We start from the raw sequence: 24,514 nt of genomic DNA, 5'->3' as shown, positions 1-24,514 counted from the left end.
ATGGATTTTGATTTTCAACATTGCATCCGGTGTACGATCTGCGTTGAAAATTGTCCCGTCTACCGGGTCAATCCCGAGTTTCCCGGTCCCAAGCAGGCTGGTCCGGACACGGAGCGCTTTCGCTGCGACGATGAAAAATCCCTCGACAAGTGGATACGCCTGTGCAGCCAGTGCAAACGATGCGAAGTATCCTGTCCTTACGGGGTCAGTCCAGCGGAACTGATCCTGAAAGAACAGATCAGGTACGGAACCCGCCATCTCATGCCCCTGACCTCCAGAATTTTCGCCCGGACCTATTCCTTCGGACTGCTCGCATCATTCATTGCCCCACTGGTCAACAAGGCGCTGTCGCTGAAGGTGATCCGCAGAATGCTCCCCCTCATGGGAATCTCACCCGGAGCGCCCCTTCCTGAATTCCGGTTCTGGACCCTCAAAAGGAGCTGGCGAAGAAAGGGAAGCCGGAAAGCCGTCAAAAAAGTGTTCTTTTTTTACGGTTGTTTTCTGAATTACAACCGTCCCGACATCGGGCGGAACATACGAGACCTGCTGGCATCGCTGGGGCTCAGGGTGGTCATGCCGAAGCAATACTGCTGCGGTCTTCCGGCACTCGGAAACAGCGACTTTGAAAAGGCACGGAGGTATGCCGAACGAAACGCGCGAATCCTGGTCGAATATATTGACAAGGGGTATGATATCCTGTACGCCTGCACGTCCTGCGGCCTTACCCTGACCCGCGATTACCCCGGCATCCTGAAGGCGCCGGAGGGGAAAAAGATCGCGGAGAACACCTATAACATCCACGAGTATCTCCTGAAGCTTATCGACGAAGAAGGGCTTGAGATCGATTTCAAGCCGCTTGAGAAAACCGTGGCCTACCACATACCCTGTCATCTGAAAGCGCTCGGCATCGGGTACCCCGCCGCGAAACTCCTTGACAAGATCCCGGGCCTTCACTGCACCGTTCTCGATGACGCCTGTTGCGGACTGGCGGGAAGTTACGGCTTCAAGTACAAAAACAGGACGACCGCATCCCGGCTCGGGGAGATCGCCGCGGCAGCGATCAAAGAGGTACACCCCGATGTCCTCATCGCAGACTGCGGTGCCTGCCGCATGCAACTGGAGCATTTCTCGGACATCCAGGCGAAGGACCCATTGGAAATTCTCATGGCATCGCTCAATCCTGAACCGGGCGGGAAATAGGAAGCCCCTCGGGACACCGCCGGACAGGAGCGGTCCCTCCCCGGTATCGAAACCTCCGCCTAGGGTGATGTGGTCAAAAGGCTCCTGGATATGACATCCATGATGGCCTTTTTCATTGATTCGTGGGTGAGTTCCGGATTCATGGCCAGAAGATTATCAGCACTTTCCATGATCCCCAGCAGAAGAGCGCTGTACAGTCCCGGATCAACGGATCGGAAGATGCCTATTTCAATACCCTTCTCAATATCCGCCGCGATAGGCTTGCAGATGGAGCGGTAAATGCTTTCGCCCAGGTTCTTCAGCGTCTGGTCGTTCTCCTTCAGGGCTTCCCGGCTCAATTGCAGAATAGTGGTAAACTCACCGATAACAGGAATGCTGACCTCGACCCTCTTGAGAATACGCCGGTACGGGTCCCTTTCCCTGCGGATCTCCTCCCACCCCCTGCTGAAAAACTCTCTGAATATCAGGGGAACGCATTCCAGGAAAAGTTCATCCTTGTTTGAAAAATAAGAATAAAAGGAACCCTTGCCGATGTTGAGATAACTGGTGATGTCGCTGACACGGGTATTCCGGTACCCCTTTTCTCGAAAGATCCTGGAACCCTCCTGAAGTATCCGGTTGCGGGTGATCTTGCCGATCTTCTTACGTGGCTTTCTCAGTTCACCGGACTTTTTCCGTTCCAGAACGAACCGTTCGTCCAGGCGCATACCGAATGTATCACCCTCCGCCTCCCTGCGTTCGATCATCTGCCGTATGGCAACGAGAGGGATCTTTTTCTTTTTTCCATTCTTGATGAACAGCAGCTTCTGGTGATGGGCCTCATCATAATACGCCATGGTTTTGCCCGTTTTTACCGGAGGATGGAGCAACCCCGACTCGACATAGAAAAGGATCGTTCTCCTCGGTACACCAGAAAGGCGTTCCAGCTCACCGATACGATAGAGTCTCTGATTGTTCATACCAATCGTCTCCCGGGGTCATCACGCTCCCCTGTTCATTCCTGTTTTATCATCCAGGACCGGTCTGTTGCCGGAGTCTCTTTGTTTGCCCTTGACAAACCGTTCATATTGTTCATTTACTATACATTTAGCAAGCACAGAACTACCGATGAAAGCGATTACAACGACATTATTTTTGTTTCATTCAACCGTTTTATATATTTATATTAGCAACATGTCAAGAAAGAATATGGCACGCATTCAACTACACAGCGCCTATCCATCAAATATTTTACTTGACTAATTGGTCAAATATGTTTAACTGACGCTCATGGGGGCCTTTTAATCGGATTCATATCTTTTGACACGACCGGTGGGACCATGTGTCATGCACAGTAACAAAATAGGGAAAAAGATACCATGGCGTCTCGAGACGGGGGCCACGGGGTAAAGGAGGACAGTATGGACAGTCGTGAGAGAAAATACTGGAACATGGAAATAGAACCCATGCTGAACACGCCGGAAATTCGCGATCTCCAGTGGAAGAAATTGCGGAAGGCCTTGAAATGGCAGTATGACAACTGCCCCTTCAACCGGAAGCGCTTTGAGAAGGCCGGTGTTCGGCCCGAGGACATCAAGAATTTCGACGACTTCGCCGAAGCGATCCCCATCTGCGGCCAGGCGGAGATCAGGGAAGCCATTGACGAGGTCGGCCTGGACATGTACAAACTCATGACCCACCTCTTCGGTCAAAAGCGCATGGACGACCTCTATCTCATAGCAACGACCTCGGGAACAACGGGGATTCCCACGCCCTACCCGAACTTCAGGGCGGCGCTTGTGGAAGCGCAGGAATTCGCGTCACGGGCGGCATGGCGCATGGGAGTCAGGCCGGGAGACATAATCGGCCAGTGCTTCGGCCTGTCGATGCACGCGGCAGGAACCCCACTTCTGATATGGTACATGAACTATCCCGGCATCAAGATTGTCCCCATCGGAGCAGAGGCCGGCACGGACCGGATCCTCCAGTTCCTGAAGCTTTTCAAGGTCAATGTCTTCGCAGGCACTCCATCCCTGGCCCTGCACCTCATCGAGCGGGCGCCCGATGTCATCGGGGAACCCGTGAAGAACCTGGGCATCAAGATCCTTCTCTGCGGGGCGGAACCGGGCGCCGGCATTCCCGAGGTCAGGGAACGCATAGAATCCGAATACGGAGGAAAGCTTTACGATCTCGGGGCTGGATACGGCGTATCCTGCGACTATCCCGTCTACCAGGGAATGCACTGGATCGCCGACGATTTCGCTTATTATGAACTGGTCGATCCCGAAACGAAGAAAAAGGTCCCCATGGAACACGGTGCGACGGGACTGATGTGCGCCTCTTCCCTCAATCCGGAAGCGGCCGTGTGGTTCGACCTTCGTTTCACCATGAATGATATTCACCAGGTCTTTACGGAGCCCTGTCCCTGCGGCCTGTCGGGGTTCAGGTACAAGATCGTGGGGCGTGCCGACGATATGCTCAAGGTAAAGGGCGTTCCCGTCTATCCCGCCGCCATCGAGGGAGTCATCCATTCCTTCACTCCCCGGGTGACCGGAGCGTTCCGGGTCGTTCTCGAGGAACCGCCCCCCCGGGTGGTACCGCCCATGAAACTGAAGATCGAGCATGGTGAAGAGATACAGGAAAGCGACCTGCCGCAACTGGAACAGGAGATGAAGGAAAAGATGCACAAGATACTGAAGATCTCTCCCGCCATCACCTGGTTGAAACCGAACACCCTGGAACGATCGACCAAGAAAACGCAGCTGCTGGAAAAACTGTACGAAAAGAAATAACCCCCCCCACGCATGTGGGACCACGGTCCATATCCTTCCCCGGTGACGGGGGAGGATAGGATATGGCGCCCGTCAGCGTTTGAACAGGTGGAGCGCCATGGCGGACGCGTCGATGCCGATGATACCGCCTCCGTTGTGGGTCATCCCCACCATCGGGTCCTTGACCTGCCGCTTGCCCGCTTCGCCTTTCAACTGCTTGACGATCTCATAGATCTGACCGCACCCCGTCGCGCCGATGGGATGTCCCTTGGTTACCAGTCCTCCCGATGTATTGCAGGGTATCTTCCCGTCGATCTCGAGATATCCTTCATCAATCCATTTCGGGGCGTCTTCTCCCTTGACGATGTTCAACTGGATCAGTGACATGATCTCCGATGGTGACGTTGCGTCATGAACCTCCACCACGTCGATATCTCCGGGACCGACGCCGCTCTTGTCATACAGAACGTCCGACATCCGCCCGGTGACGGTCGTCTTGCGCGTGACATCACGGGAACCGCTCGCTACGACCGAACCGGCGACCCATACGGGCCTGGTCGTATACCGGGCGGCCATCTCTTTCGAACAGAGGATGGCAGCGGCGCCCCCGTCACCGATGGGGGCGCACATCATCCGGGTCAACGGATAGACAATGTCACCGGAACTGATAACCTCTTCAAGGGTCACTTCCTTTTGATACTGGGCATGGGGATTCATGGCACCGTTCCTGTGACTTTTAACCGAGAGCTTCGCGAAGTGTTCCTGGGTCAGACCGAAATTCTCCATATAGGGGCGGATCACGAAGGCGTACATGTCCATAAAGACGCTCCGGTTCTGCCCGCTCCCTTCCTGAAAGATCTTCATTCCTTCATATTGTTTCGCTATTTCTTCAAGGGATGACTGAAACATATCTATATCGGCGGCCGTGCCGAGCGCCTGGAAGGACTTCATCTTGTCCAGGTCGTACAGCTTTTCGAATCCCACGGCCAGGACACAATCATAGAGACCGGACGCGACACTGAGCCATCCGAGATGGAACCCCGCTGCGGAACTTGCGCAGGCACTTTCCACATTGATTACGGGGATATCCTCTATTCCCATCGCCGTGAGGGTCACCTGCCCCCTGATCTGTTCCTGTCCAGTCATGATGCCGGCGGCGGCGTTTCCCACATAGGCCGCTTCGATAACATCCTTTCGAATTCCCGCGTCACGGATCGTGTCCTCAACGGCTTCCCGGACCAGGTCCTTGATGCCCTTATCGAGGAATTTGCCAAAACGGGTCATGCCGACGCCAAGAACAGCTACTTCACGCATTGTGCTCCTCCTTATCCGATTTGGGATATTACTCAGATGCCGCCATAGTGATATATTACGACTCATTAGTCAAGATAATTGTGAGCGTCAAATATTTTTCCAGGGAACCACACCATAATGAAAACATACTGAGAATCACTGTTTATCAATAAGTTATAGATAATTATAGTTGATTGCAAATATCACTTTCGGTTCACTCGCAGTATAATCAGTATGATCCGATATTATGTAATGTTCAGTTGGTGTACAGTTCTTTGACGCCCGTTCCAATCGGCGCATCTCCACGTGGCGATAGGGGCGCCCCGGTTCCGCAAATGCCCGTCCCGAGAGGCAATGAGAGGACATTTCGCCTCGGGACAAAGGGAAGGGGTAAAGATATTTATTCAGTAACTAATCATACGCTGGAAACATCCATCCGTGTGGCGGCCGGCGGGCGTTCTTTCTTTCTTTCGTTATTACTGCTGATATGATGATAACTCTGCGCGGCAAGGGCGACATTTTTTCACATCCTCCGTTTTTTTCCTTGACTATTCGGTCAAATTCACTATTATAGGAGGTACCGGAAAAGGCATGCATGATCGAATGATCGAAACGGGGCATTATGAGGAGGAAGCATCACCACGCAGAATGCCCCGGGCGGCAATATGGTGCCCTCGTAATAATCAGTATATGGGGCGGCTTCGTAATCAAGTTCAGCGGCACGGCGCTCGGATCCCGGAAATACGGTGCAAAAAGTTGGAAGGAACTTTTGACGAAGCTGCCACGGTATATCCTTTGACAAGACGGGCGACTGTTCGATCTCTCATTTCACATATCCAAAACTGCCGGTCAGGCAGTTCGACAAGACGCTCAAGCTCATCACTCTCAGCCCAGACATACGGTATCACACGGCTTCAAGCCGCGTTCCCGCGTGGAACAATGTGAAGAAACCGGAGAAATCTTTCTGCTCCGGTCCTGTTATCGGCCAATCAATAAGGAGGGATACGGCAATGAAGGATTCCATGTTTCTTGAAAAGTTGAGATACGCTCATTATCCGCCCACCAAGATTCCCAGATTCGAGTTCGATGAGGAAAAATGCAAGAATTGCAAGGCCTGCTACGAAGCATGTCCCACCTCGTGTATCCAGTGGGACGATGAGAAAAAGATCCCCTACCCGACGGGACTGGTTAAAATGGAACTGGCCTGCCTTGCCTGCAACAACTGCGAAGCCGTCTGTCCCACGGGGGCCATCAAGACCAGAGGGGAATACCGCGTTCTGAAAGGCCGATACAGGACCCCCGACGACCGGTCGCCGGAAATGTCATTTCCAATGCCCTTCGGCGAGAAGGATGCCGAAAGAAAATTCGAAGACATAGAAAAGGAACTTACCGAAACGGAACGGGTCATCTACCGGCGCCGCAGCATCCGGCTCTTCAGGGACAAACCCGTACCGCGGGAGCTTTTGGAGCGGATCATCGAAGCGGCCCGCTGGGCGCCGTCAGGGGGCAACTGTCAACCCTGGAAATTTTCCGTCATGACCGACAAGGCACGGATAGAGGAGCTTGACCGGCAATGCGCGAAGATCCTGTATCTCATCGGGGGCATCTATACGGGAACAAGCTGGTGGAACAGGGCCCTCGTCCACTTTGTCAGTTACCTCATGGTCAACAAGATGGATCAGCGGCCTATCGCCGCCATTGAAAAGGTAAAATTATCGAACGGCTCGATCACCTTCGGCGCACCGGCCGTCATTCATGTCCTGGCCGACGTCCGGGGCATCGGCGATCCGCTCTTCGACACCGGCCTCGCCTGCCAGAATCTGGTCCTGGCGGCGCATTCACTCGGTCTTGGGACGGTATACATCGGCCTGATAAAGAACGCTCTCAAGTACCTGCCGAAAAAGACCAGGCAGTCATTGGGCATCGGTTATCCCTATGACCTGGTGACCAGCATCTGCGTCGGGTACCCGCGGGGGAAGCTCGACAACCCCGTGGCGCGCACCCGCTGTCCCGTGGAATGGGTATAGCACGATAAGCCCGGCAGCGGCGGGTAAAGGGGGCGCCGTTCCGGGTCATCGTTTCAAAGCGTGTAAAAGGAGGGAACCTATGGATTTTTTTACCCTGAAGTACGGTCTCTTTTCCGACACATCCGATCTGCTCCACAATGTTCCACTGCTGCTCAAAATGAAGGACCGCTTTCCGCGTTACGTGGCCCGCGCTGAAAAGGCCCAGATGATGGGAAGGCGGATCGCACGGGAAGTCCTGCTGCCGAAAGTCCTCGAGATCGACACGAAATGCCAGGAAGACCCATCCTATCTGGACTGGGAACTCTTCAGCGAGCTCAACAAGAGAAAGGCGCTGACGGGGTTTGTCCCGGAGAAGATGGGCGGGCTGGGATGGAGCGCCCTTGACTGCTTCGCCTTCATTGAGGAATCCTTCACAGCCTGTGTCGGTCTTTCGGCATGGTACCTTTTCAATCTCTTCGGTGTGGCCTGCGCCTTCGTGGAATTCAAGCCGGAGATCTGCATCAAGATATTGCAGGATATGGCAAAAGCGCAGGACGAGGGACGGCCGCTTTCCTTCGCCTGGAGCATCACCGAACCGAGCGCCGGCACCGATGCCGAAGATCCCGTCGCCATGTCGACAATGAAACCGTCGGCCTTCGCGAAGAAGGTACCCGGCGGTTACATCATCAACGGCAGGAAACAGTTCATCACCAACGGCGATCTCGCGCACTACGTGGTGGCCACCATCAGTACCGATCCCGAACGGCCGGCGTCCGATGTCATGGGAACGTTTTTCATTCCCACCACGTCAAAGGGCTTCTCCGTCGAACGCCTCGAGCACAAATGCGGTCACAAGGCCAAGCACACGGCGGCGCTGGTCTTTGACGACGTCTTTGTTCCCGACAAACATATATGGGAAGAGCCCGGGCGAGGGCTGCGGCACACCCGTGAGATACTGTCCATCACGAGAGGCGTGGTGGGCATGCTCGGTCTGGGAAACGCTCGGGGAGCGCTGGAACGGTGCATTCAATTCGCCTATCAAAAAAAGGTGGGGGGACACCGCCTCATCGACGAGAACTGGGTCCAGATCGCCATTGCCGATATGCTCAAGGACATTATGGTGATCCGCACCAAATGTTTTGAGTTCGCCATCGCCCTTGACAAGCTGCACGTGTTCCGCATTCTCGAGAACATCCCGGCAAAGGCCGCCCTCAAAATTCTCCCGGGGTCGCTCCTGATGAACGAATCCCTCCAGGGTCTTGTCAGCCCCGCCTGGATATCCCGTGCGATCAGCAGATTCAAACATTCCCTCGTCACCGACGAAATCATGGAATACTTCGCCAGTCAGGGGTCGGCTCTCAAGGCCGCAGGGACGGACATGGCCATGGACGTGGCTTCCCGCGTTCTCGACATCACCGGCATTGAAGGAATGGCATACCGGTTCGGCATGGAAAAGATATACCGGGACGCCAAGGCTTCACAGATATACGAGGGGAGCAACCAGGCGAACAAAATAGATCTTTTCATCCATGAGATCGGGGAGGTGATCGGATCATGTTAACGGAAGAGCTCAGAGACATACTTGAATTAAGCCGTAAGTTCGCCGCAAAGGAGATCGGGCCTCACATGCCGGATATCGATCTCACCCCGTCGCCGGATTGGACGAGATCCCTGTGGACCAAAAGCCGGGATGTCGGCTTTCCGGGGCTCCTGATCCCTGAGGAATTCGGCGGCTTCGGGCAGTCAGACCTTTGCGCCGCCCTGGTCGTGGATGTTCTCGCCGGGGAATGCGCCGGTGTGGCCAGTGTTTTCGCTCACCATTTCGCCGCGGCCCGGTGCATCGCCTCGGGCAGCGACGAACAGAAAAAGACCTTTCTCCCAATGCTGGCGAACGCCGATGGCGCTGAACCGGTCATCGGTACGGTGACGCCCCTTCCCTATCTCGATGAGAACCGGCTCACTCTCGCCGAACGGGACGGAAAACTGTATCTCTCGGGAACGAGCCAGCTGACGGGGAACGCCTTTCTCGCGCGGCACTTCTGCGTTTTCTTCGATGAAGGCTCCGCGGGTGCGGATATTACCTGTATCGTTGCCGAGCCGGGAAAGCCCGGCTGCCGTGTCGGCGAAACGGCCGGGTTCACGGGACTCAAGCTGAATCCTTTCGCGCCGGTCATATTCGAAGACATGGAAGTCCCTCCCGGCGCCGTCATCGGTGAGCGGCGCGGCGCCGCTCCCATTCTGCAGGCAACGGAAGATCTCTTTTACAACCTGCTCTCCGCCGCCGCCATGGGCGCCGCCCGAACGGCCTACCGGAAGGCCCGGGCATACGCGGAAGAACGATACCAGTTCGGGAAAATGATCGTCCGCCACCAGGAAATACAGCGCATACTGGGAACCATCCTGATGAAACTCAGCGTCGGGACATCCGGGTACCTCCGGGCTATAACCCATAACGACTCGGAACTTCCCTATTCTTCCGCCGACCCGCGATTTGCCAAGTCCTATTGCACCGACGCGGCCGTCGAGATCGTTCTCGACGCGATCCAGGTACACGGCGGATACGGCTACATGCACGATTACGGCGTCGAAAAGATCATGCGGGACGTCAAGGTCCTCAGCCTGCTGGGCGGCAGCAGCCCGCGGCTGCACATACAGGCCGTCGCGAAGGACCTGGAATAGCCCACGGGTTTTTTCACGCACCAGGGGAGGATGAAATGAACGGCACCCCGGAAAGAGCGGCACGGCTCTTCACGACTGAGGAACTCGCCGAGCTGCCGGTTCCACTTCCCGACAGAATTCGAAAGCGGATAGAGGCGGGAGATATTCAGGAAGCACTGCAGCTCACCCGTCGAATGAGTGAGTCGAGGGTCGATCTCCACGATTTCTTCGCCGATTCCTGCACGGTCCTGTGGAGCTGGACGGGGAAAACGCTGGGCGAGGGAGCGGTGGAAGACCTCTTCCGCTATGTCTTCGAACATTCCGCCCGGCGACAGCTGTATACCATCGGCATCCTGTTCCGCCTCTACCAGCGGTTCGCCGTGTCACTCCTCGCCGAATCGGGATGGCGCGCTCACAGTTGCTTCGGTTCGGGAGAACATCCCGCCCGGTTTTCGGTGACGGAAGACGCCGAAAAGTTCAGCTTCCATATGAAACCCTGTGCCAGCGGCGCCCGCCTCTGGTTGCGGGGACTGTATGAACCGGGGCGGGGAGGAACGCTGTCGGAGGAGGCCCACTGGTGGACGTGGAACCGGACCGGCTTTCCCACCTACTGCATGCATTGCCCGTTCCTGAATGAAGTGCTGCCTTACGAAACCATGGGGTATCTCCTGTGGCCGGTGGATGAGCTCCAGTCCCCCGACGATGTCTGTACCTGGCATCTTTACAAGGATCCGAACGCCATCCCCCACCGGTATTACGCACGGCTCGGCCTTACAAAACGCCTGATGATGCCCGTGAAAGCCAAGCGCCAAAAGGACCGGTACTTCACCGACGAAGAACTCCGGGACCTCTCCCGGCCCGTGACGGACCGCATCATCGAGGCACTCCAGGACGGGAATCTCAAGGAGGCGAAAAAACTCTGCGCCATGGTCAAGGATGAATTTCTCTTTCTCCACGACCTGTACATGAACATGCTTCTCGCCACGCTCACCTTCATAGCCGAACACGGCGGCGAGGACGCACTGGGAGAAGCGCTCCGTGTTCAGTATGAGACCTGCGTGGCGAACCGGCTCCTGCCCAGGATAAAGCAGATGACACCGAAGGAGCGCGCCGGTTTTCTCGCCGTCAATATTTTCGGTACCGACGCATGCAACGGTACGGGGTTTCCGCCGAGAGCCTCATTCACCGTCCGGGAGACGGAGCAATCCGTCATATTTACGCTGGACCCCTGCGGGAGCGGTGGAAGACTGCTGAGAGGCGGCGCCTACCGGCCGATGAGTTTCCTGAAAAAACAACGGGAACGTCTTGAAGACCGGATCGTCGTCACCGCCTCGAAACTGTTTCCCCTCCCCGACGCGTTCCTGGAGCTGGCCTTTTCCCTGACCGGGGGGTACGTCTGCCAGCGCAAGCCTTACGGGCAGGGAAGAACGCGTCATCAGCACACCTGGTCATTCGGGCGGGAGGACATGCCCTACTACTGCTGTCAATGCGGCACCCTTCAGGAGCATCTGGACAACGACATCCTCACCATCTCTCCGCCGCGGCACGGAAAGGACCCCTGCGTCTGGATACTGAGCAAAGACATCCGGTCATAGCCGTTCCGGGGCGGTCGAGGGGGCGTTCACACAAGAAAGGAAGCATCCAATGAAGCTGCTTGAAAAGGGATTCATCGGAAAAATGGAACTGAAGAACAGGATGGCCTATCCCCCGGTCACAGCAGGGTTCGGCGCCATCGAAGGCTGTTTCGGACAGGAAGAGATCGACTACATGGTGGAGCGCGCCAGGGGCGGTGTCGCCCTGATCTTCACCGATGCCGTGTCGGTGGCCCGGGACCATCAGCTTTCCGTGGGCATGCCCCTGCCCTATCTCGACAGCGACGACCTCATCGCCCGGTATACCAGATTCGTTGACGCGCTGCACAACGAGGGGGCAAAGACCTGCATTCAGCTCTATCACGCGGGCAGGCAGACAACGCTCGCGAAACGCGGGGGAGAGGAGCCGTGGGCCCCTTCACCCTTCTCTTCGCTCTTTCTGGGAAGGATTCCCTTCCCCGACGCCATAGCAATGAAGGAGGAAGACATCGAGCGGGTCATCCTGCAGTTCGCCCTGGCGGCAAGCCGGGCCAAATGCGCCGGCTTTGACGCGGTGGACATCGACGGCGGCGCGGGATACCTGATCGCCCAGTTCATGTCGCCCTATACGAACCATCGGAAAGACCGGTGGGGAGGCACTCTGGAGAACCGCATGCGCTTCCCTCTGGAAATCGTGAAGAAGACCCGCGATTTCGTCGGAACCGACTATCCCCTCATCTTCGATCTTCCCATGGATGAATACGTGGAAGGCGGCATCAGGCCCGATGAAGCGTGCGTCATGGCGGAAATGCTCGAACAGGCGGGGATACAGGCATTCAGGATCCATCCATCAACCTTTGAAACCTATCACCGCACCTTTCCCACCATGGCCGCCCCGCGGGGAATCAACGCGCCCCTGGGCCGCATGCTCAAGAAGCGGGTCACAACCGCCCAGGTCATGCTGGGGCAGCGGATCAACGATCCCGACGTCGCCGAAGGACTGCTCCAGGAGGAAGCCGCCGATTTCGTCCTTCTCGGGCGGGCGCTGATCGCCGACCCCTTTTTCCCGGCAAAGGTCGCGAGGGGCAAAAAAGAGGAAATACGCAAATGTGTCGGCTGCTGCCAGTGCCTTGACAATCTCGCCTCATACAAGCCGGTCCGGTGCAGCATCAACGCCGTTGTGGGATATGAGCGCGATTACCGGTTGGCCCGGACGGAAGACCCGAAAACGGTGCTGGTCATCGGCGGTGGTCCCGGAGGAATGGAGGCCGCCCGGGTCGCCGCGACGCGCGGGCACCGGGTTGTTCTCTGCGAAAAGAACGAGCGCCTCGGGGGTCAGCTCCTGCTGGGGACCGTCCCCCCTCATAAGGAAGAGCTGAATAATATTCTCGAGTATCTGACGGTACAGATGAACATACTCAAGATCGATGTCCGCACTGGTACCAGGGGCGATGAATCCATGATACGGGAAATAGCTCCCGACATCGTTATCCTCGCCACCGGGGCCGTGCCCCTGGAACTTCACATACCGGGCGTGAAAAACCCCAACGTCCACAATGCCGAGGATGTCCTGAGAGATCCGGACATCGTCAATGGAACCAGGGTCGCCATCATAGGGGGAGGAACCGTTGGCGCCGAGATCGCGGAACTCCTGGCCAGTCGGAACAAGGAGGTAACCATACTGGAAATGCTCGACGCCATCGCACCGGACATGGGGACCCTTCTATCCCTCGATTTTCACCCACGGCTGGATTCCCTCGGGATTACCCGTCTGACCCGGGCACGGGTGACGGAGATCACGGATGATGCCGTTCACTACCTCGACCGGAACGGGAATAATATCTCACTGTCCGTGGATTCCGTCGTCATCGCCGCGGGATACCGGGCGGACGACGCGCTCGCGAAGGCCCTGGAGCAAGGGGACAGAGAGGTGCGGGTCATCGGCGATTGCCTCGAACCCCGAAAAATCTACAACGCCATCCATGAAGGATTTCATGCGGCGCGAAGGATCACATGAGAATCAGGAGGAACCATGAAGCCGGACAAGCTCGTTGAAGCCATCGTAACGGCAAACACGACCATCGGGATGCAACTGGAGGCATTTTCAAAAAACACGACCAATCCCGAAGCGGTCGCCATCGACCTTTCCGTCCCACTCTTCGGACTTCCCGACAAGGAGCGCACCTTTGCCGAACTGGAAAAGGAACTGACCATGCTGCTGGTAAAAAAACTCGGGGTCCTCGGCATCATGAAAGCCATGGGGAAAGGACTTTTCAGCAGAAGCGGGCCTCTCCAGGGAATGCAGAAGGTCCTGATCGCCGACGCGTGCCGGAAGATGGGAATGGTGATACCGGTAAAAACACTGTAGCTTTGTCACCTGCGGAGTGCTTTCCACAGCTCTGTCGAACCGGATGCTTCCCTGCGCACGGAGGGTAACGGGATCGCACATCAACATACAACAAATCAGGATCATTCATAATTATCACTTCCTTCCATCATTTTTATTGACGGACATCCATTGCTCCCATATACTCCTTTTTTTTCAAGGAATCCTTTTGGGGAGAGGACCTCGGTGTACCCATGCTGAAGCGGGAATCCGCAGAAGAAAGCTGTTACAGAGTAACCCTGAACGAGCAGGATTTTCAAGGGATCGGCACGTTCAGCTGGCCTGACGGCAGCATGTACGAAGGTCAGTTTTCAGGCGGCACCTTCGAAGGCCATGGTGTGTTTACCTGGCTCGATGGAAGCAATTACCGCGGAGTATGGAAAAACAGTCTCCCCCATGGGCGTGGCGCCTTCACCGGGACCGACGGAAAGCAATTCGAGGGTCTATGGGATGAGGGAAACGCACGAAAGGATGAAAGCAGGGAACAGGCTGAGAAAGCAAAGAAACAATCTGAAGAGATAGCCCGCAAACTTGCCGAAGAAGAAGCCCACCTGAAAGAACAAGCCGAGGAGCTTCGGAAAAAAGCCGAGGAGGCCCGCCGGAGGACCGAGGAGGCGGCCCGGAAGATAGCCGAGGAGGAAACCCGGCTGCGGGCCGAAGAAGAGGCACGTCAGAGAGCCGAAAAAGCGCGGCGGGAAGCCGAGGAAAAGGCGCGACGGATAGCAGAGGAAGAAGCCCGGCTGCGGGCCGAGGCTGAGGAACTGAAAAGAAAAGCCGACGAGGCACGCAAACGAACGGAAGAAGCCGCGCAGAAACTGGCCGTTGAACAGGCACGACTCCGGACTGAAGAGGAGGAACACAAAAAAGCGGAAGAGGCACGCCTGCGGGCCCAGGAAACTATTAAAAGCCTTGCCGATGAAAAGGCCCGGCTTGCCGCTGAAGAAGAGGACCTGAGAAAAAACGCGGAAGAAGCGCGATTGAAAACGGAGGAACTTGCGAATCGATTGGCCGAAGAGGAAGCCCGTCTGCAGGCCGAAGAAGAATCTCTCAGGAGAAAGGTCGAGGAGTCAAGGCTCAGGACCCAGGAAGCGGCACGGAAGATAACTGAAGAAGAGGCACGACTCAGGGCGGAAGAAAAGGAAAGTATTCTGGCTGAAGAGGAATTGAAAAAACGTGCCGCTGAAACGCGGCGGAAAGCTGAAGAAACCGCCGTAAGGATGGCCGAGAAAGAAGAACGCCTCCGGGCCGAAGAAGAAGAATTACGAAAAAAGGTCGAAGAAGCGCGGTTCAAGACGGAGGAGACGGCACGAAAAATAGCCGAGGAAGAATCACGACTGAAGGCCGAAGAGGAATCATTGACACTGGTTGAGGCCGAGCTGCTCAAGAAAACGGAGGAAGCACGGACCAAGTCCAGTGATGCCGCTGAGCGTCTGAAGGAAATCGAAGCCCGGCTCCGGACCGAGGAAGAAGACCTGCAGAAGAAGATCGAGGAGGTCGGTCAAAAATCCCGGGAAGAAGCGAGGCTCCGGACCGAAGCCGAGGAACTGAGGAAAAAGGCGGAGGAAGCACGGGTAAAAACTGAAGAAGCCGCCGCGAACCTCGCAGAGGAAGAAGCACGGCTCCGGACCGAAGAAGAGGAACTGCGAAAAAAGGTTGAGGGAACACGCCTGAAAACTGAAGAAGCGGCACAGAAGCTTGCCGAAGAGGAAGCGCGGCTGAGAGCAGAAGAAGAAGCCGGCCGGGCCGCCGAAGAGGAGTTGAAGAAAAAGATCGCCGACACCAAGAGAATGACCGAAGAGGCGGCACAGCGGCTTGCCGAAGAAGTAGCGCTGTTAGAAGCGGAAGAAGAAAAAAGCAGACGGACCGAGATCGAACTGAAGAAAAAAGGCGAGGAAGCACGGCAAAAGACAAAGGAGGCTGCTGATCTGCTTGCCGCCGCTGAAGCGAGATTACGTTCCGACGAGGAGGAACTGAAACAAAAAACCGAAGAAGCACGCCGGACAATGGAAGAGGAGGAACGGCTCAGAAACGAAGAATCGGCCCTTCGGAAAAAAATGGAGGAGGCACGACTCAAATCTGAGGCAGCAGCGGGGCGGCTCGCGGAGGAAGAAGAACGCCTGCGTGTAGAAGAAGAAGACTTTGGGCGTCGAGTACAGGAGGCCCAACTGAAGCGGGAAGAAATGGCCCGTAAACTCGCCGAAGAAGAAAGCCGGCTTACCGCAGAAGAAGAGGAACTAACCCGGAAAATCGCTGAAGCGCAACAAAAGACGGAAGCTGCCGCCAGCAAGGCCGAAGAAGAAGAAAGTCGCCTTGTGGCCGAAGAAGAGGAACTGAAGAAAAGGGCAGTAGCTTCGCGGCAGAAAAAAGCGGAGACGGCGCGAAAATTTGCCGAAGTTGAGGAACAGCTCAGAATCGAAGAAGAGGAACTGAAGAAAAAATTCGAGGTTGTGAGGCGCAAATCCGAAGAGCAAACAGAGCTCAAGGCAGCCGAAGAAGAACTGAAGAAAAAAGCTGAGGAAGCACGAACCAGGACTGAGGAAAGAGCCCGGCACCTTGCCGAAGAAGAAGAGCGACTCAGAAAGGAAGAAGCGGAATTACGGAAAAGGGTCGAAGATACCCGCCGGAAAGCGGACGAAGCGGCTCGAATACTTGCCGATGAGGAAGAACGCCTCGTTCGCCGGCAGGAAGAAGGAGAAAAAGCCGAAGAAGAGCTCAGGAAAAGAGCCGAAGCTGCCCGTCTCAAGAAAGATGAAGCTGCCGCAAAACTCGCTGAAGAAGAAACCCGCCTGCGGAAGGAAGAGGAAGAACTTCACGAAAAAACCGAAGAGGCGCGACGTCGCGCAGAGGACACCGCAAGGAAAATCGCCGACCAGGAGGCCCTCCTGCAACGGGAGGAGGAAACCCGCGAAAAGGCTGAGAGCGAATTGGCCGAGCGGATCGAAGAGGCACGACGTAAAACGGAAGCAGCCATCAAACGCATGGCCGAGGAAGAAGAACGGCTCAAAACGGGTGAACAGGAATTACAAAAGAAAGTGGAAGAAGCCCAGCTGAAATCGGCGGAAGAAGAGCGGCTCAAGGTTGAGGAAGAAGAGCTGAAGAGAAGAACTGTCGAAGCACGTCATTACCGTGAAGCAGCCGTCAAAAAGCTGAGCGAGGAAGAAACGCGCCTCCAGGCGGAAGCCGAGGAATTGAGGCAACGGGCCGAACGGGCACGTCAGCGGTCTCAGGATGCCGCTGCGAGACTTGCAGAGCAGGAATTGAAGCTCGGGGCGGAAGAACAGGCGTGCGAGCAGGCCGAGGAAGACCTGAAACAGCGGGTCGTTGAGGCTCGAAAACGGCTCGAAGAAACAGCGGCCAGGATGGCGCAAGAAGAAACCCGGTTGAAGGAGGAGGAAGGAGAACTTCAGAAAAAGGCAGAGGATGCCCGGCAGCGGGCCAAGCAAGCCGCCATGAGACTTGCCGAGGAAGAATCACGCTTCAGGACCGAAGAAGAAAAAAGGACGGCGGCCGAAGAAGAACTGAAGAAACGGATCGACGAAGCACGGAATCAGGCAACCGAAGCCGCCAGAAAGATGGAGGCCGAGGAGGCGCGGCTCAAGGTGGAGGAAAAGGAACTGCGGGGAAAGGCCGAAGATTCACGGCGAAGGGCTGAGGAAGCCGCGGCACGGCTCGCAGAAGAAACGGCACGGCTCAGGTCGGAAGAAGAGGCAACGAAGCAGGCCGAAGAAGAACTGCGCAAGCGAGCCGATGAAATGCGCAAGCGGGCCGATGAAACGGCACAGAGGCTGGCGGAAAAAGAAGCCCGGTTACAGGAAGAGGAACAGGAACTCCTTCAGCGGGAGCAGGCGATCCTTCAGGCGGAAGAGGAAAAAACGAGAACCCGGGGGGAAGAGGCGAAACGGCTGGAATCTGAAGAGGCTGAGCATCTCAGGACCGAGGAGGAACTGCAACGAAGGATTCGGGAGGCTCGAAAGCGGGCCGAAGAAGCTGCGCAAAGGGTGACAGAAGAGGAGGCCCGGTTCAGGAAAGAAGAGGAAGCGGCACGGCAGGTCGAGGAAGAACTGAAAAGACGGTCTGAGGAGGTTCGAGAGCGTGCCGAGGAAGCCGCGAGAAAAATCGCCGAAGAAGAAGCCCGCCTTCAGGCCGAAGAACTGGAATGGCAGAAAAGGGTGGAAGAACTCAGGGTAAGAGCCGAAGAAACTGCCAGCAGGATGGCTGAACAGGAAATTACCATATCGGTCGCAGGAACGGCGCTGAAAAAACCACTCGAGGATGTGCCGGTACGGCCTGATGAGAAGCAGGAGGCTCTGCCTTCAGGCCAGCCAGCTGTCACTCTTTCCGACGGAAGCCGTTACGTCGGCGAAACGATCAATGGCACACCCGACGGCCAGGGAATCCTGAAATATGCCGACGGCAGCCGCTACGTCGGCGAATGGAAAAATGGTGTCCGCGAAGGACACGGCATCCTGAACATGGCCGATGGTTCAACCTACATCGGACAGTGGAAGAAAGACAAAAGGAACGGCCACGGAACAGCAACCATGCCCGATGGAAGAAAATATATCGGGGACTGGGTCGATGACCGGTGTGAGGGGCTGGGCACGGAAACATTTTCCGACGGGATGAAGTACAGCGGACACTATCGCAAGGGTAAATTTAACGGAAAGGGAACATTGGTATTGCCGGATGGAAGGAAGTACGCCGGCGAATTCAAGGATTTTCTATTCAACGGAACCGGGGTGCTGATCTATCCCACGGGTGACAAGTATGAGGGCCAGTTTCAGGACAATAAGTACCATGGGCAGGGAACGATGACCATGGCAGATGGAAGAAGGTACTCGGGCCAGTTCGAAAACGGTCTTCCCCACGGCTGGGGCATTATGGAATTCTCAAGTGGCAAGCGATATGTTGGAGAATTCAGAAACGGCAAGTACGCTGGTACAACGGAGGTCGATCAGTGAACCGTAAAAATGTTCCTCTCGTGAAATCTTCCCGGAAAACCAACGGCCACGAGGTTGTTGATTTTCGATGGCGCGAAAGCGTGTCCGAAGCCGAGGGCATGCTGACCTTCAACAGTGGGGCACGGTACAGCGGAACTGTCATGTCAGGCATGTTTCACGGCAACGGCACCTTTATCTGGCCCGATGGAAGCCGCTATGAGGGACAGTGGAAGAACGGCGTGCCTCACGGAACGGGAATCATGCTCCTTGCCGACGGGTACCGCTATGAAGGACAGTGGGAGAACGGAGAGGCCCACGGAGAGGGACGGGAAACGCTGCCCGACGGAGGGCGTTACAGCGGACAATGGGGGAAAGGCCTCAAAAACGGTACGGGCGAAATGATATCGGCCGATGGAAACAAATATAACGGTGAATGGGAAAACGGCATGTGCGAAGGCCCTGGGGTTCTTCTCTTTTCGGACGGCTCGAAATACGAAGGAATTTGGAAGGAAGGCTCCATGTTCGGCGAGGGTGTGCTGACGGCAACCGACGGCACACAGTATCGCGGAGAATGGATAGAAGGCAAGTTTACCATCAAGCAGAATTCCAACAAGCACTGATTCAGCCGGTGGACAGCTCCTCCTCCGCTTCCGAATCAAAATCAGCGTCCCTGATGGTCAGGTCGAAGGTATATTCCCTGATGAAGGTATCCATGATCTCCTGGATGGGAACATCGGCGAGTTCCCCCCGATACCTCAGATATTCCATATGCCGGTTCCCTTCAAGGTCGAAGGGCTGGTAGATCGAGTCGCTGCGCCCGTCGAAATCGAGCGGCGCTATCCTGAACCGTTCACAGAGTTCGATATTGAAGGCGGGGGTCGCCTTGACCCAGGTCCCGTCAAGGTGGATCGACGTATAGCCGTGCCAGAAGAAGACATCGGTATTCATGGCCTCCCGCATGCGCTTGGTGGCCAGATGGTTCCGAACATCGGCGAATCCGAGCCGGGCGGGGATCCCGAAGAGGCGGCAGCATCCGGCAAGCACGATCGCCTTGGCCACGCACCACCCCCGGCGGGTCCGCAATGTGGTGCTTGCCTGGAGCCCTTCGACGGAGAGCTCGCAACTGTAGGGATCGTAACGGATACCGTCCCGGACGGCATAGTACAGGCTCACGGCCCGTGCCACCGGGTCGGACGACGTCCCGGCGTTGGCCCTGGCGAAGGCGGCCACGGAGGACTCATCGTAATTGATAATGGGCGTCGGTTGCAGATACTGTTTCATGTCTTCGTTCATAGCGTGGAAACGTTCCTTTCCATGAAATGGGGAAGCGGCATTGTTACGCCGGCAATCAAACATATCAGCGGTAACTCCGGCATCCGGTCCGGCACCGGCCCCTCGCATGCACAGGAATATCCCTGCCGTATGCCGGTAAAAAAGTAATGTGCGAAAAAACAATACATTTTTCGCAACACTTGTCAATGATTTAAAACAGCTTGGTGCTCCGGGACCCGCACCACTTCTTTTTTTCATTCCGGAATCCACGCCACTTCTCTTTGTCATTCCGGAATCCGCGCCACTTCTCTTTGTCATTCCGGAATCCGCGCCAGCGGATATCCGGAATCCATATTTTCACAAATCTGCATACCCATTAATATGCGAACTTACAATCCCATGAACCGTTCTCGTAGTTGCCCGATCCATCGGGCGTCCTTTAAAAGCCACAGCGGGGCAAAGCGACAACGCGACATGGTGAAAAGCATGAATCATTCACGGATAACGAATCACGCACTCAGGAACTCAGGCACTTTTCTCCTAATCCGTAATCCTACTAATCCGTAATCCGAAATCCCTACTGTATCCCTGTCACCTCGACGAGCCAGAGGCTCAGGGCGGGGACATAAGTTATCACCAGGAGGCCGATGAGCAGGATGATGATGAAGGGGACAGCCGCCCGGTAGAGGGTGACGACCGTTCTGCCGAATCTGATGCAGGAGATGAAGAGGTTCATTCCCACGGGAGGCGTGGAATATCCGATCTCGAGGTTCGTCAGAAAGATGATCCCCAGGTGAACGGGATTGATGTCGTAACTCGTCGCGATGGGCACGATCAGGGGAACGACCACCACGAGCGCGGAATAGACATCCATGATGCAGCCGACGACGAGCAAAAAGATATTCAAGGCGATGAGAAAGACGAGCTTCGACGATATGTGGGACTGGATGAAATCCAGCACGGCAAGCGGTATCTCAGCATCGACCAGGTAGGTCGTCAGGGCAAGGGCGGAGCCGAAAATGATAAAGATTGCCCCCACCAGTACCATGCTCTGATGCATTATTTCCGGGAGGTCGGCCGGCCGTATGTCACGATGGATAAGTATTTCAACAATGAGCGCGTAGGCGGCGATAATGGACGCGACCTCACCCAGGGTGACGAAACCGCCGAATATTCCCACGATGAGGATGACCGGGATGAGAAGCTCCCACTTGGCCACCCAGGCCGTTTTCATGATCTTCGCGACGGAAAACGTCTCTCGTACAACACGGGACCGCGTGCCGACAAAAATACTGTAGGCCGAGAGGATAACGATGAGAAATACCCCCGGCAGAAGGCCGGCGGCAAAGAGCTTCGGAATGCTCTCCTCGGCTACGACGCCGTATATGATGATGGGTAGGCTTGGAAAGAAGAGAAGCCCCAGGCTTCCCGACGAGGTCAGGAGCCCCAGGGAAAATCTTTCCTGATACCGTTCCTTGATAAGCGCCGGAAAGAGAAGCCCGCCGAGAGCGATGATGGTCACCCCCGATGCCCCGGTGAAGGCGGTGAAGAAGGCGCAGGCCACCAGGGAGACAATGGCAAGCCCCCCCGGCATCCACCCGAAGAGGGCCTGGGAAAAATGTACGATCCTGATGGAAGCCCTGCTTTCAGCGAGGATATACCCGGCGAAGGTAAAGATCGGTATCGTGTACAGGACGGGGTTGTTGGAAAATTTGCTGTAGATGTCGACAATGAGGACGGCAAAGCGGATGTCCGAGAGGAAGAACCCCAGGATGGCAAAGGAAGAGAGCACCACGAAGACCGGGGCTCCCATGAAGGCCATGAGGACAATGAGGATGATCGCAGCGATCGTCAATCCCGTTACTCCCCCTTGACCAGTGAGCGGACGTTCTCCACGAAGCGCAGGGTGAACCGCAGGGTGATCACCGCGAAACCGACAGGGATGATCACCTGGAGTATCCACACCGGGACATTGAAAAAGGCAATGGCACCCCCGCCCTGATAATCGACGTATACGAAGGTAATTGATGCGTAAAACAGAATGCTGCAGATGATGACCGAAAACAGCCCGGTGACGAGTTCAAAGAAACGGTGCGCCGTGGGGGTTACCAGGTGTCCCGCCAGTTCGATCTTGATATGCTTCCGGTCACGTGCGGCAATGCCGGCGCCGAGAAAGGCGACCCAGAGCACCAGGTGACGGACCACCTCGGCCCCGCCGGGAATCCCGATGGAAAAGAAATTCCTCAGAACGATCTGCGTCAGGACCAGGAGAACCATTGCACCCAGGGCCGCGGAAACCAGGAACTCCTCGCATCGCGCGATGCAGGCAAGAATGATCTCACCACGTGCCCTGCGGCGCATAGCCGTTTCTCCTACTGAATTATTTCGATGGTCCTGTTTTCAGGATGACTCGCCCGGTATTCCTCGACAAGTGAGAGGGTCCTGTCCAGGAGCTCCCGGCTGTAGAGTTCCCCCACCAGGTTTTCCCTGGCCTTCTCCGCCGCTTCGAAGATATACTGCATCTCTTCCGGGTTTTCGATGTCCCGCACGACCTGGATCCCTTCTCTCACCAGAATTTCAAGGCATTTTGCGTCCTCCCGGCGGGTGGCCTGAACGATCCTCTCATGGGCTTTCTGGGATACGTCAAGGACGACCTCCCGGCTTTCGGGGCTGATCCGGTCCCAGATCTCCCGGGTCACCACCGTCGCTCCCAGGATATTCGACGAGGGATACTCGCCCATGTATCCGAACCTGGTGTACCACTGAAAGGCTACGGCACCATAGGGTGTTGATGCGGCACAGTCGATCAGGTTCGTGGACAGCGATGTCGCCACATCGGCTATGGAAAGAGATATGGGTGATATGTCCAACGCCTTGAACACCTCCCGCCCGATGGGATCACCTTCCAGGGTCCACCATTTCTGCTCCCTGGCAACTGCGAGAGACGTCAGCGGCACTTTTGAAAAGGTATAGATAAAGCCCAGATTCATCCATCCCAGGACGATGAATCCCTGCTCTTCAAAGAGCCGGTTCATTGTTCCCTCCAGGCGGGAACGGACATAATCGACCTCGTCGTAATTCCTGAAAAAGTATGGTATCTCGGTCACCCGCACGGCCGGAACGATCTGACCGAGGCCGGACCCCATGAAGCCGCCGCCGTGCAACTGCCCCAGCCTGATCTTTCTCAGCACATCCTTTTCGTCACCCTGCACACCGCCCCAGTAGACCTTGAAAATCACCTCGCCTCCGGTCCTCTCCCTGATCTCCGCCGAAAGCTCGTCAAAGATGTTCATAATGGAAGAACCCTTCGGCGCCAGGGTCGCCATCTTGACCGTGACCGGGCTTTTCGCCGCCGCAAAGCCGGAACCGCACAGAAGCCCTGCTACCAACAGCAGGGCCGGTATCGCGATCATACATCTTTTCATGGTAACTTCCTCTTCACTGTTCCTCATCAAATGAGCTGCGTCCTTGTGCATACGTTGCGGTGACAAAGGATGAAACGAAACGTCGTACCAGAACCTTTTACGAGACCGTCAAAAATAGATGTCCACCTGTTCCAGAAGTTCCCGTGCCTTCCTCTTGGCAACCTCGTTGGCGAAATTCTTCTCGGGGAAATAGTCGACGGGGGTTGCGATCACACGCTCCAGTGTCTCCACAAAGATGTCCCTGTCCTGCATCTGGTAGGCGTAATACTGGGCGTAAAGCAGGTGCACGAAGAGCAGCCGTGACCCCGATATCTCAAAGGCCCGGTCAAAATGATATTTCGCCCTTTCGGGGTCCCCTCCCAGGACCTTCGATCGCGACGCGTAAAAGGCACCGAGAACGGCATGGGCGCCTCCGTAATAGTATGTGTCGTCCAGCTCGACGGACCGCAGCAGCATGGCCTCGACCTTGGGAATATCCAGCAGGACCTCCGGGTCTTCAAGGTTCAGGGCGATCCAGGCCATCCATGTGTTGGCCGCCCAGTACAGGGCCGGAACGTCATCCCTGTCAAGTCCCTCAAGGGATTCCCTGAAGGCGTCGATGCCGCAGTTGAAATTGTCCCTGACCTCCTCATTTTCGAAGAGTACGCGGAGCGCGTAATCACGGGCCTTGAGATAGAGCATCCGCGCCCGTTCCCTGTCTTCCTTTTCGACAAAGGCGAAGGTGTAGCCGAAATAGGCCTCCGACGCCCGCAGGAGCAGCGTCGGGTTGGGGGAGGCCTCTATGAACCCGTCCAGCTGGAGCAGTGTCGCAGGCAGGGCGTCACGGACCATGTCGACATCGGGATTTTTGTTCACGGCGGTGTTCATGCTCGCCATGAGGGGGTCCATGGATCGCACGATGTACTGTGTCGGCGAGCAGCCAATCAGGTTCACGGCAAGGACAAGCAGCAGCAACGCCACGATGCGGGTTGTTTTTCCGTCCATGGTCCCTCCTTGTGGTACGGCATTGTATC

Annotated in this window: 17 protein-coding genes; 10 read left to right on the top strand and 7 right to left on the bottom strand. The window is 56.1% G+C overall.

Going from position 1 to position 24,514, the window contains the following annotated elements; translation table 11 throughout:
• Window positions 1-1,200: an anaerobic glycerol-3-phosphate dehydrogenase subunit C gene (locus tag JXO48_02680; protein ID MBN2282774.1), complete on the top strand. Its 1,200-nt coding sequence runs from the start codon at window positions 1-3 to the stop codon at window positions 1,198-1,200.
• A 59-nt stretch (window positions 1,201-1,259) separates the two neighbouring features.
• Here the strand turns inward: JXO48_02680 and JXO48_02675 are convergent, their stop codons facing one another.
• Window positions 1,260-2,159 carry a MerR family transcriptional regulator gene (locus JXO48_02675; GenBank protein MBN2282773.1) on the bottom strand — a complete coding sequence of 300 codons (900 nt, stop codon included), beginning with the start codon at window positions 2,157-2,159 and terminating at the stop codon, window positions 1,260-1,262.
• Between the two features lie 441 nt (window positions 2,160-2,600).
• Between JXO48_02675 and JXO48_02670 the strand changes: the two genes are divergently transcribed.
• Window positions 2,601-3,971: an AMP-binding protein gene (locus JXO48_02670; GenBank protein MBN2282772.1), complete on the top strand. Its 1,371-nt coding sequence runs from the start codon at window positions 2,601-2,603 to the stop codon at window positions 3,969-3,971.
• A gap of 72 nt (window positions 3,972-4,043) precedes the next feature.
• On the opposite strand, the gene JXO48_02665 is transcribed toward JXO48_02670, so the two are convergent.
• Window positions 4,044-5,264, bottom strand: coding sequence for a thiolase family protein (locus JXO48_02665; GenBank protein ID MBN2282771.1), 1,221 nt, complete (start codon window positions 5,262-5,264; stop codon window positions 4,044-4,046).
• Between the two features lie 989 nt (window positions 5,265-6,253).
• On the opposite strand from JXO48_02665, the gene JXO48_02660 reads away from it, so the two are divergent.
• From JXO48_02660 to JXO48_02625, 8 genes are all read left to right on the top strand, one after another.
• On the top strand, window positions 6,254-7,270 hold the full coding sequence (locus tag JXO48_02660; GenBank protein MBN2282770.1) for a nitroreductase family protein: 1,017 nt from the start codon (window positions 6,254-6,256) through the stop codon (window positions 7,268-7,270).
• Between the two features lie 79 nt (window positions 7,271-7,349).
• Window positions 7,350-8,810, top strand: a complete 1,461-nt coding sequence (locus JXO48_02655) for an acyl-CoA/acyl-ACP dehydrogenase (protein ID MBN2282769.1) — start codon at window positions 7,350-7,352, stop codon at window positions 8,808-8,810.
• Window positions 8,804-9,928, top strand: coding sequence for an acyl-CoA/acyl-ACP dehydrogenase (locus JXO48_02650; protein MBN2282768.1), 1,125 nt, complete (start codon window positions 8,804-8,806; stop codon window positions 9,926-9,928). The genes JXO48_02655 and JXO48_02650 overlap by 7 nt, the downstream gene beginning before the upstream one ends.
• Window positions 9,929-9,963: 35 nt before the next feature.
• Window positions 9,964-11,502: a hypothetical protein gene (locus tag JXO48_02645; protein MBN2282767.1), complete on the top strand. Its 1,539-nt coding sequence runs from the start codon at window positions 9,964-9,966 to the stop codon at window positions 11,500-11,502.
• A 49-nt stretch (window positions 11,503-11,551) separates the two neighbouring features.
• The gene (locus JXO48_02640; protein MBN2282766.1) at window positions 11,552-13,495 is read left to right on the top strand and encodes an FAD-dependent oxidoreductase; all 1,944 of its coding nucleotides are present in this window, start codon (window positions 11,552-11,554) and stop codon (window positions 13,493-13,495) included.
• 15 nt (window positions 13,496-13,510) lie between these two features.
• A complete protein-coding gene (locus tag JXO48_02635; GenBank protein MBN2282765.1) occupies window positions 13,511-13,846 on the top strand; it encodes a hypothetical protein in 336 nt (111 codons plus the stop codon).
• A gap of 212 nt (window positions 13,847-14,058) precedes the next feature.
• Window positions 14,059-18,825, top strand: coding sequence for a hypothetical protein (locus JXO48_02630; protein MBN2282764.1), 4,767 nt, complete (start codon window positions 14,059-14,061; stop codon window positions 18,823-18,825).
• Window positions 18,822-19,424 (top strand): hypothetical protein, encoded by a 603-nt coding sequence (locus JXO48_02625; protein ID MBN2282763.1) that lies wholly within the window; start codon window positions 18,822-18,824, stop codon window positions 19,422-19,424. Before JXO48_02630 ends, JXO48_02625 begins: the two co-directional genes overlap by 4 nt.
• A 1-nt stretch (window position 19,425) precedes the next feature.
• Here JXO48_02625 and JXO48_02620 read toward each other — a convergent pair whose 3' ends face one another.
• From JXO48_02620 to JXO48_02600, 5 genes are all read right to left on the bottom strand, one after another.
• The gene (locus JXO48_02620; GenBank protein MBN2282762.1) at window positions 19,426-20,085 is read right to left on the bottom strand and encodes a transglutaminase family protein; all 660 of its coding nucleotides are present in this window, start codon (window positions 20,083-20,085) and stop codon (window positions 19,426-19,428) included.
• A 568-nt stretch (window positions 20,086-20,653) separates the two neighbouring features.
• A complete protein-coding gene (locus JXO48_02615) occupies window positions 20,654-21,931 on the bottom strand; it encodes a TRAP transporter large permease subunit (protein MBN2282761.1) in 1,278 nt (425 codons plus the stop codon).
• A gap of 5 nt (window positions 21,932-21,936) precedes the next feature.
• The gene (locus JXO48_02610) at window positions 21,937-22,437 is read right to left on the bottom strand and encodes a TRAP transporter small permease (protein MBN2282760.1); all 501 of its coding nucleotides are present in this window, start codon (window positions 22,435-22,437) and stop codon (window positions 21,937-21,939) included.
• 11 nt (window positions 22,438-22,448) lie between these two features.
• Window positions 22,449-23,501 (bottom strand): TRAP transporter substrate-binding protein DctP, encoded by a 1,053-nt coding sequence (dctP, locus tag JXO48_02605; GenBank protein ID MBN2282759.1) that lies wholly within the window; start codon window positions 23,499-23,501, stop codon window positions 22,449-22,451.
• A gap of 108 nt (window positions 23,502-23,609) precedes the next feature.
• Window positions 23,610-24,514: hypothetical protein (locus JXO48_02600; GenBank protein MBN2282758.1), on the bottom strand; the 905-nt coding region annotated here is incomplete at its 5' end.

This window comes from Deltaproteobacteria bacterium, from assembly GCA_016933965.1.
Lineage (GTDB): Bacteria > Desulfobacterota > Syntrophia > Syntrophales > UBA2210 > JAFGTS01.
Note: the sequence above shows the minus strand (reverse complement) of the source record. Positions and strands in the feature narration are given on the sequence as shown.

Coding starts and splice junctions, on each gene's coding strand:
- JXO48_02680 (MBN2282774.1), top strand. CDS start 1: ATGGATTTTGATTTTCAACATTGCATCCGGTGTACGATCTGCGTTGAA.
- JXO48_02635 (MBN2282765.1), top strand. CDS start 13,511: ATGAAGCCGGACAAGCTCGTTGAAGCCATCGTAACGGCAAACACGACC.
- JXO48_02610 (MBN2282760.1), bottom strand. CDS start 22,437: ATGCGCCGCAGGGCACGTGGTGAGATCATTCTTGCCTGCATCGCGCGA.
- JXO48_02645 (MBN2282767.1), top strand. CDS start 9,964: ATGAACGGCACCCCGGAAAGAGCGGCACGGCTCTTCACGACTGAGGAA.
- JXO48_02650 (MBN2282768.1), top strand. CDS start 8,804: ATGTTAACGGAAGAGCTCAGAGACATACTTGAATTAAGCCGTAAGTTC.
- dctP (MBN2282759.1), bottom strand. CDS start 23,501: ATGAAAAGATGTATGATCGCGATACCGGCCCTGCTGTTGGTAGCAGGG.
- JXO48_02670 (MBN2282772.1), top strand. CDS start 2,601: ATGGACAGTCGTGAGAGAAAATACTGGAACATGGAAATAGAACCCATG.
- JXO48_02675 (MBN2282773.1), bottom strand. CDS start 2,159: ATGAACAATCAGAGACTCTATCGTATCGGTGAGCTGGAACGCCTTTCT.
- JXO48_02640 (MBN2282766.1), top strand. CDS start 11,552: ATGAAGCTGCTTGAAAAGGGATTCATCGGAAAAATGGAACTGAAGAAC.
- JXO48_02630 (MBN2282764.1), top strand. CDS start 14,059: ATGCTGAAGCGGGAATCCGCAGAAGAAAGCTGTTACAGAGTAACCCTG.
- JXO48_02655 (MBN2282769.1), top strand. CDS start 7,350: ATGGATTTTTTTACCCTGAAGTACGGTCTCTTTTCCGACACATCCGAT.
- JXO48_02660 (MBN2282770.1), top strand. CDS start 6,254: ATGAAGGATTCCATGTTTCTTGAAAAGTTGAGATACGCTCATTATCCG.
- JXO48_02665 (MBN2282771.1), bottom strand. CDS start 5,264: ATGCGTGAAGTAGCTGTTCTTGGCGTCGGCATGACCCGTTTTGGCAAA.
- JXO48_02620 (MBN2282762.1), bottom strand. CDS start 20,085: ATGAAACAGTATCTGCAACCGACGCCCATTATCAATTACGATGAGTCC.